Below are 14,377 nucleotides of genomic sequence, written 5' to 3' on the forward strand. Positions count from 1 at the left end.
TGTCGGCGTTGGACGGCTGCCCTGATCAGCGGAACGCCGCGATCCCGGTGAGCGCCTGGCCGATCACCAGCGTATGCATCTCGCTGGTGCCCTCGTAGGTCAACACCGACTCCAGATTGTTGGCATGCCGCATGACGGGATACTCGCCCGAAATGCCGTTCGCACCAAGAATTGTCCGAGCCGTTCTGGCGATCTCGATCGCCTCGCGCACATTGTTGAGCTTGCCCAGGCTGACCTGGGGAGTGCTCAAGGTGTCCGCATCTTTGCGACGCCCAAGATGCAACGCCAACAGCACACCCTTGCCGTACTCGAGCGCCATGTTGGCCAGCTTCTCCTGGGTCAACTGGAATCCTGCGATCGGCCGATCGAACTGTTCCCTGGTGTTGGCGTAATCGAGTGCGGTACGCAAGCATTCACGCGCCGCACCCATCGAGCCGAAGATGATGCCGAAGCGCGCCTCGTTGAGGCACGACAGCGGCGCCTTGAGCCCAATGGCCTGCGGCAGCCGGTTCTTCTCCGGCACCCGCACATCGCTGAGGTTGAGCTCAGCGGTCACGGACGCACGCAGGGACATCTTGGAACGGATGGTTTGCGCGTTGAATCCGGCGGAATCGGTCGATACCAGGAATCCGCGAACACCCTCGTCGGTCTGCGCCCAGATGACCGCGACATCGGCAATGGACCCGTTGGTGATCCACATCTTGGTGCCGTTGATGATCCAGTCGCTACCGTCCCGCCGGGCATGGGTGCGCATCCCCCCGGGGTTGGAGCCAAAATCGGGTTCGGTAAGGCCGAAACACCCCAGCTCCTCTCCGGTCGCCATCCGCGGCAGCCACTTCTGCTTCTGCGCATCGCTGCCGTAGGCGTAGATGGCGTACATCGCCAGCGATCCCTGCACACTGACCAGTGAACGAATCCCCGAGTCGCCCGCCTCGAGTTCCATGCATGCCAATCCGTATGCGAGAGAAGATGTTCCGGAGCATCCGTAACCCTGCAGGTGCATGCCGAGCACACCGATCTTGCCCAGCTCCAGCGCAAGCTTGCGCACCGGCAGGTCACCGTCTTCGTACCACCGCTGCACGTTCGGAGCCACGCGCGCCTGAACCAAGGCTCGCACGCTGTTGCGGATCGCGCGCTCCTCGTCGCTGAGTAGCGCGTCGATACCGAACAACTCGTCGGGGTCACTTCGATCAGCATCCACAGCCATGCCGCCGACCCTAGCGCCCCCGGGCCTTCCCTCGGCCAGAAACCGAGGCGGGACAGCCATTCAACCCGCAGAGCCAGGGCAGCCTAGCCATAGTCCAGAACAGGCCTACCCTCGGAGATATGTCCACTCCCGACAGGCCGCAATTGGTTCCCGGCCCGGACCATCCGATCACCATCGAGCCCGCCGGCACCCGCGTCGTGGTCACGTCCGGCGATGTCACCATCGCCGACACCACCGGCGCCTTGCGGCTGCGGGAGGCCAGCTATCCGCCCGTGTACTACCTCCCGCCCGATGCGGCGAACTGGGAGGTGCTGCAGCGCACCGACACCCACACGTACTGTCCGTACAAGGGTGAGGCCTCGTATTACTCGGTGCGTACATCCGAGGGAACGGTCGAAGACGCCGTCTGGACCTATGAAGATCCCTTCCCGGCGGTCGCCCAGATTGCCCGTCATCTGGCCTTCTATCCCGACCGGGTCAACGTCACCGCAGACTGAACGCACCCGTCTGGCGACCCCCTGATCGCTGGCGTACGTTGTGCCCATGACGACGGTTCAACGACGAGCTTTCAACGACCAGGTGACGCGGTTCTGGGGACGCGCCGCCAAGGCATACGACTGGGCACCGCTACAACAATGGGTGTACCGCCCGGCACAGGACGAGATGATCGCCCTGCTGCGCCAGCACGAGTCGCAGCGCGTGGTCGATATCGCCTGCGGTACCGGCATTCTGGCGACACGCATCCAGGAGGAACTCGAGCCCGAGCAGGTGCACGGGGTCGATATGTCCGAGGGGATGCTCGCCCAGGCGAAGGCCCGTTCTGCGTTGGTCGATTGGCAGTTCGCGCCCGCCGAGAAGCTGCCGTTCGACGACGGCGCACTGGATGCGGTGGTCTCCACATCGGCATTCCACTTCTTCGACCAGCCCGCCGCCCTCGCCGAGTTCCATCGCGTGCTGGCGCCCGGCGGCTTCACCGCGATCACCACCTTCACGCCCGACCGCGCCTCCGCCCCCCTCTTGCGCCGGATCTTCGGCGATCGGGTGCCCGCGAGCGTTCCGTCGAAGGCCGAGATGCGCCAGATGTTCGAGACCGCCGGGTTCGAGGTCGCGGTGCAGCGACCGGTGCACCATCCCTTCACTCTCCCGTTCGTGGAGTTCGATCGACTCACTGTGGGCATCAAGCGATGACACGGTGGCTGCTGCTTCGTGGCTTAAGCCGCGAGAAGCGCCACTGGGAACAGTTCCCGCAAGTCTTTGCCGAATCGCTTGGCGTTCAGGTGCAATGCCTGGATGCGCCCGGATTCGGCACCGAATTCGAGCGCGTCTCGCCGGCGAACATCTCGGCCATCACGGACGACATCCGATCCCGGCTGGACCAGGACGGCGACGGTTGGTCACTGCTTTCGATATCGCTGGGCGGCATGATCGGACTCGACTGGTGCGCGCGTTACCCGCGGGATTTCGAACGCGCCGTCATCATCAATTCGAGCACTGCCTCGACACCGATATGGCAGCGGTTCCAGCCGTCGTCGGTTCCCAACTTGGTGCTCGGACGGTTCCGCGCCGACGTGCCTCGCGAGCGTGCGATCCTGGAGCAGACGGCCAATAGTCCCGATCTTGATCTCGACGCGCTGTCCCAGCGGTGGGCTGGCTACCTACAGACCCAGCGTCCGTCGAGCGCCAGCATCGCCCGGCAGATCGCCGCGGCCATCAGGTTCCGGATGCCGAAGCGCGTCGACACTCCTCTGCTGGTTCTGACCTCCACGCACGACCGACTTGTGAGTTCCGCGGCGTCACGCACGATTGCCAACAGATTCGGCGCACCTATCGCGGTGCATCCCACCGCCGGCCACGACATTCCACTCGACGACGGCGCATGGATCACCGAACAGGTAAGACGGTGGATCGACTAGATTCACCAGCTGTGCCACAACGTCTTTCGGCCTGGCGATTCGTCACGACATTCGGCGCCATCAGCATGTTCGCCGATATCGTCTATGAGGGCGCGCGCTCGATCACTGGACCACTTCTGGCATCGCTCGGGGCGTCGGCTCTCGTTGTCGGCGTGGTGACCGGAATCGGCGAGGCCGCCGCCCTGGCGCTGCGTCTGGTGTCGGGCCCACTCACCGACCGCACCCGCATGTTCTGGACCTGGACCATCGCCGGTTACGCGCTGACGGTGGTCACGGTCCCGTTCCTGGGCGTGGCCAGCGTGCTCTGGGTTGCCGCCACGTTGGTGATCGCCGAACGTGTCGGCAAGGCCGTACGCAGCCCGGCCAAGGACACCCTGCTGTCACACGCCACCTCCGTCACCGGCCGCGGCAGGGGCTTCGCGGTACACGAGGCCATGGACCAGGTCGGTGCGATTACCGGTCCACTCGTCGTCGCGGGCATGCTCGCCCTCACCCACGGGAACTATCTGCCGACATTCGCCGTGCTGGCGGTCCCGGGTGCCGCGGCGTTGGCCCTGTTGTTCTGGCTTCGCTGCCGGGTGCCTCATCCGGAACGGTATGAGGCACCCGCGGACACGCATGGCTCACCCGCCGCGCGCCAAAAGCTCCAACTACCGATGCGTTTTTGGCTGTACGCGGGATTCTCCGGGATCACCGTGTCCGGATTCGCGACCTTTGGCGTGCTGTCGTTTCACATGGTCGACCGGGGCATCCTCGCGCCCGCCGCCGTGCCGTTGGTGTACGCCGTCGCGATGGCCGCGGCCGCCATATCCGCCTTGTTCTCCGGCTGGGCGTACGACCGGATAGGCGCCAAAACCCTTGTGGTCTTGCCTATTGTCGGCGCGGCCGTGCCCATGTTGGCATTCACAGACTCGCTGACGGGCATCGTGCTCGGCGCGCTGCTATGGGGTGGCGCCATCGGGATTCAGGAATCCACCCTGCGTGCGGTGGTCGCAGACCTGGTGACGCCCGCACGACGGGCCACCGCATATGGGGTCTACGCCGCTGTCCTCGGCACCGCCACCGCCGTGGGCGGGACACTCACGGGATACCTCTACGAGGTGTCAATTCCCATGCTCATCGGGGTGGTCGGGGTGATCCAGCTGGTCGCGTTGGTTGCCGCCGCACCCACAGTGCTGCGGCACGCCGATCAGGTGTAAGGCAAGCGGCTACTGGCATCCTCGTCGACATGGACGCTGCGGCCGATGTAGGGAAAAGCTCGCTGGGCGCAGGAATCGCGGACGCACACCTTGCAGCCCGGACCGATCGGCACCGCGGTGGACGGATCGTCGATGGCGATTCCCGTCGAATACACCAGACGATGCGCGTGGGCGATATCGCATCCCAGACCGATCGCGAACGACTTTGGCGTGCTGAGGAATCCGCCTGTTGACGTGCTACTCGTGCGTGCCACCCAGAAGTACGTGCGGCCGTCGGGCATCTCGGCGACCTGGGTCACAAACTGCCCCGGATTCGAGAACGCCTCGTGCACGACCCACAAGGGGCAGTTTCCACCCACTCTGGAGAAGTGAAACGCCGTGGCGGATTGACGTTTCGAGATGTTCCCCGCACGGTCGGTCCGGACCAGAATGAACGGAACCCCCCGCATGGAAGGGCGCTGCAGAGTCGACAGCCGGTGGCAAACGGTCTCGTGCCCGACCTCGAACTGTCGCGCCAGGATGTCGACGTCATACCGAGTGGACTCCGCCGCATAGTGAAACTGTTTGTACGGCAACAGGAAAGCACCAGCGAAGTAGTTGGCCAACCCGATCCGGGCCACACCGATGGCTTCGGGGCTCAGCTGCTCGGCACCGGAGAGGATTGCCGCCATGGTTTCGGTCTGCGTCAGCAGCGCCAGCTGCGTGGCCATTTGGAACGCGCGCTGGCCAGGCGTGAGCCAATGCGCGATGCGCAAAACCCCTGCGTCCGTGTCGAATCGGCGTTTCGAAGAATCCGAGAGTGCCCCGCCCTTGGCCACAGTGACGGCGATACCGTGGTCTTGCTTCAACACTGTGGCCAGCTGCGTGTCGAGACCGCCGATGTGTAGCCCGTAGTGCTCGAATAGATCTTCAGCGGCGGTGTCGAGTTCACCAAGATAGTTCTTGTGATCGTAGAAAAGGTCGCGAACTTCTTCAAACGGCATGGGACGCAGCGGTTCTCTTATCGAATCACCAATCGTGGCCGCATTCTCGGTCGCGCGATAGCTCTCCAGCTCAGCGGTGACATCCCGCAGCCTGCGGTGCATGCCCACCAGGGTCTGACCCACCGACGGCATGCGGGCGACCAGCTCTTCGAGCTGCAGATCACTGATCTCGCCCACGGCGGCTTCGGTGAAGATCTCGCCAAGGTCTGCGACAAGCCGGGCGTCGGAGTCCGGGGAGAAATAGTGCGGCGACAGATCGAATCGCTCGGTGAGCCGCAGCAGTACCGCGACCGTGACCGGACGCGCGTCATTCTCCAGCTGGTTGACGTAGCTCGTCGACAAATCCAGGACGCGTGCGAGCGCCGCTTGCGTCAGGCCACGCTCCTCACGCAACCTCCGCAACCGCGCTCCGGCGAACGGTCTGGACATGTTCGCCAGGATAACTCCACAACCATTCGCAATGTTTGCAAGATATGCGAACTAAGGATACAGAAATACGCATTTACATGGTCTTTTTATCCGCTGACCACGTGCGTAATGTGCGAATCATGCACGTTCACTCCGTACACACCCGCCGCAGCGCCGACGTCTTCCCCCGCGACCAACACCTCGCCTGGAAGATCGCCGAGGTCGCTTCGGACCCCGTTGCCGTTCCCGCCGACACCGAAGCGATGGTCATCAACCGGATCATCGATAACGCCGCCGTCAGCGCCGCGTCGGTCATCCGCCGTCCCGTCACGGTCGCGCGCCGCCAGGCGCAGGCCCACGCGGTGTCTTCCGGTGGACGTGGCGCCAATGTCTTCGGTGTCAGCGGTGGCTACTCGGCCGAGTGGGCGGCCTGGGCCAACGGCGTCGCAGTACGCGAACTGGACTTCCACGACACCTTTCTGGCCGCCGACTATTCGCACCCCGGCGACAACATTCCACCGTTGGTGGCTGTGGCTCAGCAGCTCGGCATCGGCGGGGCGGACCTCATTCGCGGTCTGGCCACCGCATACGAAACCCAGATCAACCTCACCCGCGGAATCTGTTTGCACGAGCACAAGATCGACCACGTCGCACACCTCGGCCCTTCGGTCGCCGCCGGCCTGGGCACCATGCTGAAGCTCGACACCGAGACGATCTATCAGGCCATCGGTCAGGCCCTACACCTGACGACCGCGACCCGGCAGTCCCGCAAGGGACTCATCTCCAGCTGGAAGGCCTATGCCCCGGCGTGGGCCGGCAAGGTCGCCATCGAGGCCGTCGACCGCGCGATGCGCGGCGAGGGTGCTCCGTCCCCGATCTGGGAGGGCGAAGACGGCGTGATCGCCTGGCTGCTCGGCGGTCCCGACAAGGTCTACGAGGTGCCGCTGCCGGGCCCAGGTGAGGAGAAGCGCGCGATCCTGGACAGCTACACCAAGGAGCACTCGGCCGAGTACCAGAGCCAAGCGCCCATCGACCTGGCCCGCAGGATGCGCGAGCGCATCGGCGACCTGGATCAGATTGCGACGATCGTGCTGCACACCAGCCACCACACGCACGTCGTGATCGGCACCGGATCGAATGATCCGCAGAAGTTCGACCCCGATGCTTCGCGCGAGACACTCGACCACTCGGTCATGTACATCTTCGCCGTGGCCTTGGAGGACGGCACCTGGCATCACGAGCGCTCCTACGCACCCGAACGTGCACACCGCCCCGAAACGATCGAACTCTGGAACAAGATCAGCACCGTCGAGGACCCGGAATGGACTCGTCGTTACCACTCAAGCAATCCCGAAGAGAAGGCGTTCGGCTGCAAGGCCGTCGTTACTCTCAAGAACGGCGAGGTGATCACCGATGAGCTCGCGATCGCCGATGCACACCCCTTGGGGGCACGGCCATTCGCCCGGGAGAACTACATCAACAAGTTCACCGTGCTATCCGACGGCGTCATCGAACAGCACGAGCAAGACCGATTCCTTTCAGTGGCACAGGGATTGGCTGATCTGAAGGCCGGCTCACTGGGTGCGCTCAACCCGCTCGTGGACGCCGTAGTTCTCGACAAGGCGCCCACGACACCGGAGGGGATCTTTAAGTGAGCGCGCTTCTTGCCTCCGCCAAGGACGCGGCCACCAAGCGTGCCGCGTTCCGGGCGGGCTTGTCCTCCGGCGAACTGCTGCGCTTTCCCGGCGCGTTCTCACCGTTGGTGGCCAAGCTGATCCAGGAGATCGGGTTCGAGGGTGTTTACGTCTCGGGTGCCGTACTGTCTGCCGACCTGGCCCTGCCCGATATCGGATTGACGACGCTCACCGAGGTGTCGGCCCGCGGTCGTCAGATCGCGTCGGTTACCGACCTGCCGACCCTGATCGATGCCGACACAGGATTTGGCGAGCCGATGAGTGCGGCACGCACGGTCACCGTGCTCGAAGACAGCGGAGTAGCCGGCCTTCATCTCGAGGACCAGGTGAATCCCAAGCGGTGCGGGCATCTTGACGGCAAGGCCGTCGTCGAGAGCGCCGAGATGGTTCGGCGACTCCGTGCGGCGGTTTCCGCCCGGCGCGACCCCAACTTCGTCATCTGCGCCCGCACTGATGCCGCGGGCATCGAGGGGTTGCCCGCGGCCATCGACCGCGCAAAGGCCTACGCCGATGCGGGCGCGGATCTCATCTTCACCGAAGCACTCAGTGATATCGGCGAGTTCGAGAAGTTCCGTGCCGCGGTCGATGTTCCCTTGCTGGCCAACATGACCGAATTCGGAAAATCCGAACTCGTGACGGCCGACCAGCTCCGCGAGGTCGGGTACAACGTCGTCATCTATCCCGTCACGACCCTACGGCTGGCGATGTTCGCAGTGGAGCAGGGTCTGCGCGAAATCGATGCGGCGGGAACACAGTCTGGCCTGCTGGGCCAGATGCAGCACCGCAGCCGACTGTACGAGCTGCTCCGCTACTCCGAATACAACCAGTTCGATACCGAGATCTTCAATTTCAGCCTCAATGGAGGAGGAGCCCGATGACCACCGCGACCCCGACTATTCACAAGGGACTTGCCGGCGTCGTGGTGGACACCACCGCCATCTCCAAGGTGGTGCCCGAGACCAATTCGCTGACGTACCGCGGATATCCGGTGCAGGACCTGGCCGCCCAGTGCAGCTTCGAGCAGGTCGCCTACCTGCTGTGGCATGGCGAGTTGCCAAACGATGCCGAGCTCGCGCTGTTCAACCAACGCGAGCGGGCGCAGCGCCGCCTGGACCGTTCCCTGATGGCGCTGTTGGCCAAACTGCCGGAGACCTGCCATCCGATGGACGTGGTGCGCACCGCCATCAGCGTTCTGGGCGCTGAGGATCCTTCCGAGGACGACAGCACTCCGGAAGCCAACTACGCAAAGTCACTTCGCATGTTCGCGGTGCTGCCGACGATCGTGGCGGCCGACATGCGGCGGCGCCGTGGGCTGGATCCCATTCAGCCCCACAGCCACCTCGGCTACTCGGCCAACTTCCTACGGATGTGCTTCGGCGAGGTACCGGATCCGGTGATCGTCACGGCGTTCGAGCAGTCGATGATCCTGTACGCCGAGCACAGCTTCAACGCCTCCACCTTCGCCGCCCGCGTGGTCACCTCGACACAATCCGACATCTACAGCGCGGTCACGGCGGCGATCGGCGCGCTCAAGGGCTCCCTGCATGGCGGAGCCAACGAAGCCGTCATGCACGACATGATCGAGATAGGTGATGCCGCCAAGGCTGCGGAATGGTTGCAGGGCAAGCGGACCCGTAAAGAAAAGGTTATGGGCTTCGGGCACCGCGTATACAAGAACGGCGATTCCCGGGTGCCGACGATGCGTGCCGCGCTGGAGGATGTGGCGCGGGTACGTGATGGTCGTCAGTGGCTCGAGATCTACAAGGTGCTTGAATCCGAGATGGACGCCGCCACCGGAATCAAGCCCAATCTCGACTTCCCCACCGGGCCCGCCTACTACCTCATGGGATTCGATATCCCCTGCTTCACACCGATTTTCGTGATGAGCCGGATCACCGGTTGGACCGCGCACATCATGGAGCAGGCAGCGGCCAACGCCCTGATCCGGCCGCTGAGCGAATACTCCGGCAAGCCCCAGCGGTCACTCGCGTCTTAAGTGCGAGCGCCGAGTGTGCGGTTTGTGTCGAAATGTCGCTGAAAATCGACACAAACCGCACACTCGATTCGACTAGTTCGGCATTCTGTCACAAAGCAATTGGATGAATAGCTCATCCGGCGGAGGCGCCCCCGGGTCGATGTTGAGGAAGCTGGTATAGAAGCCGTCTGGTGAGTGCACCGCACGGCTTACTTGCCCCGCAATGCCCGCGACAACACCTGCATAGCCACGCGTATCGTTCACGCTCAGCCGAGGGTCCGCGAGATCGACGGTCACTCGATCTCCCCGCGACGGGATCACCACGCCAAACGCGTCTGGAGGCCCGAACAGATGCAATGTCCTGCGGCCACGATCCCGCGCATCACGCAGCGCCTCAATATCATCGCCGGTCGGCTCCACCGCTGAGGTCACACGCAGCCCCACAACGGATCCGGTGATCACTCGATGCCCGATCTCGCCCGACGGTGGCTGATCTGGCCAACGTGTCGCCAGTTCGGTAGGCCGGTACTGAAACGATGACGACTCTTGGCTCACCTGACCGGACTCATTCAGATAGGTAGTGGCCGACACGTCGTACAGCTCCTCGACGACGCCCCGCAGACGGGGCCAGCTTTGGCTCTCGTGCCACGTAGCCCAGAGGATTACCAGCGCATTCGCGGGATCTCCGAGTGTTGGATCCCAGCTCGCACAACCGTAGGGAAACCGGACGATCTCGCGGTCCTCGTCCCAGTCGACCGCAGCAGCCGATGCCAGTAGGTAGCCACTCTCAGCGGGATGAGCACAGATCTGCCAATCGACAGACTGGCCTATCTCAGGAGTCTTACCGCAGCACTGATACTCCCAGTTTGAAATACCAAGGTATACAAGAGATTCATTTCGATTGAGAATCTTGTTAATCACTGAAGAACCAGGTGTTAGACGAACGGAGCACGAACGCTCCGGACCCGGTGTACCGAGCGCCAAGGTTAGCCAGCATCACGCCAAGCGTCAACACCCGTCAATCGGGCCGAGACAAGAGCCCGCCGACCCACCAATCTGCCGGAGCCTCTCGCCGATACCCACGCTGACGTAGCAAGCCCTCCATGTCGAATCCGACGGCTTCGGCCACCGCCCGCGAGGCATCATTGCCGACGACGGCCCACCATTCGATGCGGTGCACGTCCAGCACATCAAATCCCCACTGGCACAGCCGCCGAATCGCCTCTGTTGTCAGCCCCTTACGTCGATGCTGCGAGGCAGACCAGTACCCGACTTCCACCACGCCGGGCGCGATCGACTTAAGCGAACAGGTGCCCACAAGTTCTTCTGTGTCGGCGAGGAAGAACCCAAAGCCGTATCGCGCGTTGTCCGCCCATTCCTGCGCCGACCTGGTGACAAAACTCCGGGCGTCTTCACGGGTGTACGGAACCGGCAGCGGAAGGTAGTGCGCGATCTGCGGCTCGTTGCACGCTTCGACAATCACGGCCTCGTCGGCGGCAGTGACCGCGCGCAGAACCAACCGGTCCGTCTGCAACTCGGTAGGTTCCATGCGACCAGTCTCAACCACGAATTACAACGTGGTCAAAGGAATTCCGCGTGACCCCGCCTGTGTCAGGAGGTCTCGGGTACCGGCGACCAGTACTCCAGCATCTCCGCGAAGGTCTCGAAGGCCGGCCTGGCCAGACCGTACGGTGCCTCGAAATGCACGCTCAGAGGAAAGCCGAGGTCTGCCACTCCATCGATGACTCGCTTGTAGAGATCCACAAGCTGTGGCCGCCGGACATCTGGTTCGCAGGCTGCCAGCGACTTCACGAAGTCTTGTTCGCGCGCAACGGCTTCATTGCCGGGGTCTTGGATCAACCAATCGATGAGCCCGACCTTGGATTCCAGCTTCGGGACGAAACCGAACGAGAGCAACACCTCCGGCCGGTGTTCGGTTGTGCGCGCGAACTCCTGCAGAAAGCCAACCACCGCATCGGAATACAGCAGCTGGGTCATGGCGAAGGTTGCGCCCTTGTCACATTTGAAGGAGAAGCGGCCCTGTTCACCACTGCGGGTGGGGATCAGAATCACTCCCCTGTTGTCGACGATGTCGTCGAACTTCGACAACGCGTCAGTCGGTGGAATGCCTGAACCGTCGCCGTCGCTCATGGTGCGCGGTACGCCGACGAAGATCACGCCGTCCATCCCAGCTTCGGTCAGGCCGGTCAGCCGGCTCCGCAACGACGTCTCATCCGAAAAGGAAGTGACCTGCGTGCACAGTCCCCGCATGGTGGGTAGCTCCGACCGGATGATCGACCAATAGTCGACGACATCCAGCTTCGGCTTCATCTCCAGCGGGCGATCGGCATCCTCCACGATCATCGACGGGATCATGACGTGATCGATGCGCCCATCGATGCCGAATTCCGCCGAAAACCTGGACAGTTTCTGCAGTTCTTCGGATGCCTTCTCGAGGCCGCCATCGACGTTGGGAGGCACCAGCTCCAGCGCAACGGTATTCATGGACACCAAGGACCTCCGATTAGTCTCGCTAATGGTTTATACACCAATCAAATTCACGCGCGAGCAGTCCCCCGCGAAGGAGACTGCCCGCGCGTTCATCGGGAACTAGGCGCCCGCACGCACCTCGGTCGCAGCCGCCACCAGGTTGGCCAGCGACGCAGTTACCTCGTCAGCCTTCCGGGTCTTCAGGCCACAATCAGGATTGACCCAGAGACGCTGGGCCGGAACTGCCTGCAGCGCCTCACGCAGCGAGTTCGCCATCTCGGCCGTCGAGGGCACCCGCGGCGAATGGATGTCGTACACACCCGGGCCGACGCTGTTGGAGAATCCGATCGCGTTGAGGTCGTCGAGCACCTCCATATGCGAGCGAGCCGCCTCGATGGAGGTGACATCGGCGTCCAGATCGGCGATCGCACCGATCACCTCGCCGAACTCCGAATAGCACAGATGCGTGTGAATCTGGGTCGCATCGGACACACCCGAGGTGGACAGCCGGAACGCACCGACCGCCCAGTCCAGGTATGCGGGCTTATCCGCCGAGCGCAGCGGCAGGAGCTCGCGCAATGCGGGCTCGTCCACCTGGATGATCGCAATCCCGGCGTCCTGCAGATCCACCGTCTCGTCCCGGATGGCCAGTGCGATCTGGTTAGCGGTATCCGCCAACGGCTGATCATCACGAACGAACGACCACGCGAGAATAGTCACCGGCCCGGTCAGCATGCCCTTGACGTACTTGGGAGTCAGCGACTGGGCGTAGGTGGCCCACTCGACGGTCATCGGGTTCTGCCGTGCGACATCGCCGTACAGGATCGGTGGGCGCACGCAACGGCTGCCGTACGACTGAACCCAGCCGTTCTGGGTGGCAAAGAATCCGTCAAGCTGCTCGGCGAAGTACTGAACCATGTCGTTGCGTTCAGGCTCACCGTGGACCAGCACGTCCAAGCCCAGCTTCTCCTGTAGCGCAATAACATCGGCAACCTCGGCGCGCATCCGCCGCACGTACTCGGCCTCGTCGATCTCGCCCTTGGTCAAGGCCTGACGGGCCTTGCGGATCTCGACGGTCTGCGGGAACGACCCGATGGTGGTGGTCGGCAGCTCGGGCAGCTGCAGGCGCTCATCCTGGCTGCGGCGACGCTCGGCGGCATCGCCACGTGAAATACCAGCCGCCAGAATCGAATCCAAACGCGCACGGATCTGACCGTTGTTCAGACGCGGATCCGTCTTGCGAGATTCGACAGCCGCATTCGACGCCGCGAACTCGGTAGCGTCGCGCGCCCCACCCAGTGCCCGCGCCAGCACCACAACTTCCTTGACCTTCTCGTCTGCGAACGCCAACCAGCTGCGCAGCTGGTCATCGAGTTCGGTCTCCGGTTCCAGCGAGTAGGGCACATGCAACGTCGAGCAGGACGTGGACACTGCGACGGCACCGGCGGATCCCAACAGCGTCCCCAGGGTGCCCAGCGCGGACTCCAGGTTGGTGCGCCAGATGTTTCGTCCGTCGACAACGCCCGCGACGATGGTCTTTCCGGCCAGCTCTGGCACCACGGCCACACCCGATGCGGACCCGTAGACCAGGTCGACGGCAATCGCCTCGACGGGGGTACGTGCCAGCGCCGGCAGTGCGGCACCGAGGTCCCCGAAGTAGGTGGCGACCAGGATCGCGGGGCGATCGGCCACCGTGCCGAGACGGCCATACACCTGCTCGGCCAGTTCGGGACCATTCGGCAGGATGTCGGTGACGAGCACCGGCTCATCGATCTGCACCCAGCCGACGCCTGCCTCGGCGAGCTGCACCAGCAGCTGCTCGTACAGCGACACCACCTCGTCGAGCCGTTCGATGGGCGCGGGGGCGCCGTCGACTGACTTACTCAACGCGAGGAAGGTGATGGGACCGACGACGACCGGACGTGCCGGAATGCCCAGCGCCTGAGCTTCTTTCAGCTCTCCGAACAGCTTGGCCGGGTTCAGCTCGAACTTCGTGTCCGGCCCGATCTCCGGCACCAGGTAGTGGTAGTTGGTATCGAACCACTTGGTCATTTCCAGCGGTGTCACGTCATCATTACCGCGAGCGGCGGCGAAGTAGCGATCGAGCTCATCGGTGATACCGGCGACACGGGGCGGGAGGGCTCCCAGCAGCACCGCGGTGTCCAGCACCTGGTCGTAGTACGAGAAGGTGTTCACCGGCACGGAGTCGAGCCCGGCGGCCGCCAATGCGGTCCAATTGTCGCGCCGAAGCCCTGCTGCGACAGTTTCGAGCTCGGTACGGCTGGTACGTCCGGCCCAGTAGCTCTCGGTAGCCCTCTTGAGCTCACGCCGCGGGCCGATGCGCGCGGATCCGAGCGTGGTGGCGGTCAAAGGTTGAGCAGTCATGAATTAGTCCTTCATCAACAGCGGGGTAGCCACCGCCCGGGGACGAAGAACCGAGCACGGAACCACCGCAACAGATATCTGCTCGGTGAAACCGCTTCGGCCATACGCCCATTCCGCGAGGCG

Annotated in this window: 13 protein-coding genes; 7 read left to right on the forward strand and 6 right to left on the reverse strand. The window is 63.6% G+C overall.

The window, feature by feature from the left end; all coding sequences use genetic code 11:
- Positions 1 to 25: 25 nt before the first annotated feature.
- Positions 26 to 1,207, reverse strand: a complete 1,182-nt coding sequence (locus BB28_RS23050) for an acyl-CoA dehydrogenase family protein (protein ID WP_046255213.1) — start codon at positions 1,205 to 1,207, stop codon at positions 26 to 28.
- Positions 1,208 to 1,326: 119 nt separating this feature from the next.
- Between BB28_RS23050 and BB28_RS23055 the strand changes: the two genes are divergently transcribed.
- The 4 genes from BB28_RS23055 to BB28_RS23070 are packed head-to-tail and all read left to right on the forward strand — an operon-like array spanning position 1,327 to position 4,319.
- Entirely contained in the window at positions 1,327 to 1,704 is a 378-nt protein-coding gene (locus tag BB28_RS23055; RefSeq protein WP_046255214.1) for a DUF427 domain-containing protein, read from the forward strand.
- Positions 1,705 to 1,750: 46 nt separating this feature from the next.
- On the forward strand, positions 1,751 to 2,395 hold the full coding sequence (locus BB28_RS23060; RefSeq protein WP_046255215.1) for a class I SAM-dependent methyltransferase: 645 nt from the start codon (positions 1,751 to 1,753) through the stop codon (positions 2,393 to 2,395).
- Positions 2,392 to 3,120, forward strand: a complete 729-nt coding sequence (locus tag BB28_RS23065) for an alpha/beta fold hydrolase (RefSeq protein WP_046256106.1) — start codon at positions 2,392 to 2,394, stop codon at positions 3,118 to 3,120. Before BB28_RS23060 ends, BB28_RS23065 begins: the two co-directional genes overlap by 4 nt.
- A gap of 11 nt (positions 3,121 to 3,131) precedes the next feature.
- Positions 3,132 to 4,319 (forward strand): MFS transporter, encoded by a 1,188-nt coding sequence (locus BB28_RS23070; protein WP_081252316.1) that lies wholly within the window; start codon positions 3,132 to 3,134, stop codon positions 4,317 to 4,319.
- Here the strand turns inward: BB28_RS23070 and BB28_RS23075 are convergent.
- Positions 4,310 to 5,731, reverse strand: a complete 1,422-nt coding sequence (locus BB28_RS23075; RefSeq protein ID WP_046255217.1) for a short-chain fatty acyl-CoA regulator family protein — start codon at positions 5,729 to 5,731, stop codon at positions 4,310 to 4,312. The two genes, BB28_RS23070 and BB28_RS23075, sit on opposite strands and share 10 nt — an antisense overlap.
- Positions 5,732 to 5,850: 119 nt before the next feature.
- On the opposite strand from BB28_RS23075, the gene prpD reads away from it, so the two are divergent.
- The 3 genes from prpD to BB28_RS23090 are packed head-to-tail and all read left to right on the forward strand — an operon-like array spanning position 5,851 to position 9,400.
- Positions 5,851 to 7,365 carry a 2-methylcitrate dehydratase PrpD gene (gene prpD / locus BB28_RS23080; protein ID WP_046256107.1) on the forward strand — a complete coding sequence of 505 codons (1,515 nt, stop codon included), beginning with the start codon at positions 5,851 to 5,853 and terminating at the stop codon, positions 7,363 to 7,365.
- The gene (prpB, locus tag BB28_RS23085) at positions 7,362 to 8,282 is read left to right on the forward strand and encodes a methylisocitrate lyase (RefSeq protein ID WP_046255218.1); all 921 of its coding nucleotides are present in this window, start codon (positions 7,362 to 7,364) and stop codon (positions 8,280 to 8,282) included. The genes prpD and prpB overlap by 4 nt, the downstream gene beginning before the upstream one ends.
- A complete protein-coding gene (locus BB28_RS23090; RefSeq protein WP_030097457.1) occupies positions 8,279 to 9,400 on the forward strand; it encodes a bifunctional 2-methylcitrate synthase/citrate synthase in 1,122 nt (373 codons plus the stop codon). The genes prpB and BB28_RS23090 overlap by 4 nt, the downstream gene beginning before the upstream one ends.
- A gap of 72 nt (positions 9,401 to 9,472) precedes the next feature.
- Here BB28_RS23090 and BB28_RS23095 read toward each other — a convergent pair whose 3' ends face one another.
- From BB28_RS23095 to metE, 4 genes are all read right to left on the reverse strand, one after another.
- The gene (locus tag BB28_RS23095) at positions 9,473 to 10,300 is read right to left on the reverse strand and encodes a DUF6578 domain-containing protein (RefSeq protein ID WP_046255219.1); all 828 of its coding nucleotides are present in this window, start codon (positions 10,298 to 10,300) and stop codon (positions 9,473 to 9,475) included.
- 97 nt (positions 10,301 to 10,397) lie between these two features.
- Complete coding sequence (locus BB28_RS23100; RefSeq protein WP_046255220.1) at positions 10,398 to 10,928, reverse strand: GNAT family N-acetyltransferase; 531 nt, start codon at positions 10,926 to 10,928, stop codon at positions 10,398 to 10,400.
- 62 nt (positions 10,929 to 10,990) lie between these two features.
- Positions 10,991 to 11,890: a mycobacterial-type methylenetetrahydrofolate reductase gene (locus BB28_RS23105; protein ID WP_046255221.1), complete on the reverse strand. Its 900-nt coding sequence runs from the start codon at positions 11,888 to 11,890 to the stop codon at positions 10,991 to 10,993.
- A gap of 99 nt (positions 11,891 to 11,989) precedes the next feature.
- A complete protein-coding gene (gene metE, locus BB28_RS23110) occupies positions 11,990 to 14,254 on the reverse strand; it encodes a 5-methyltetrahydropteroyltriglutamate--homocysteine S-methyltransferase (protein ID WP_046255222.1) in 2,265 nt (754 codons plus the stop codon).
- Between the last annotated feature and the right edge of the window lie 123 nt (positions 14,255 to 14,377).

Origin of the sequence: Mycobacteroides chelonae CCUG 47445 (genome assembly GCF_001632805.1) — a bacterium.
Lineage (GTDB): Bacteria > Actinomycetota > Actinomycetes > Mycobacteriales > Mycobacteriaceae > Mycobacterium > Mycobacterium chelonae.

Coding starts and splice junctions, on each gene's coding strand:
- BB28_RS23050 (WP_046255213.1), bottom strand. CDS start 1,207: ATGGCTGTGGATGCTGATCGAAGTGACCCCGACGAGTTGTTCGGTATC.
- BB28_RS23055 (WP_046255214.1), top strand. CDS start 1,327: ATGTCCACTCCCGACAGGCCGCAATTGGTTCCCGGCCCGGACCATCCG.
- BB28_RS23060 (WP_046255215.1), top strand. CDS start 1,751: ATGACGACGGTTCAACGACGAGCTTTCAACGACCAGGTGACGCGGTTC.
- BB28_RS23065 (WP_046256106.1), top strand. CDS start 2,392: ATGACACGGTGGCTGCTGCTTCGTGGCTTAAGCCGCGAGAAGCGCCAC.
- BB28_RS23075 (WP_046255217.1), bottom strand. CDS start 5,731: ATGTCCAGACCGTTCGCCGGAGCGCGGTTGCGGAGGTTGCGTGAGGAG.
- prpD (WP_046256107.1), top strand. CDS start 5,851: ATGCACGTTCACTCCGTACACACCCGCCGCAGCGCCGACGTCTTCCCC.
- BB28_RS23090 (WP_030097457.1), top strand. CDS start 8,279: ATGACCACCGCGACCCCGACTATTCACAAGGGACTTGCCGGCGTCGTG.
- BB28_RS23100 (WP_046255220.1), bottom strand. CDS start 10,928: ATGGAACCTACCGAGTTGCAGACGGACCGGTTGGTTCTGCGCGCGGTC.
- metE (WP_046255222.1), bottom strand. CDS start 14,254: ATGACTGCTCAACCTTTGACCGCCACCACGCTCGGATCCGCGCGCATC.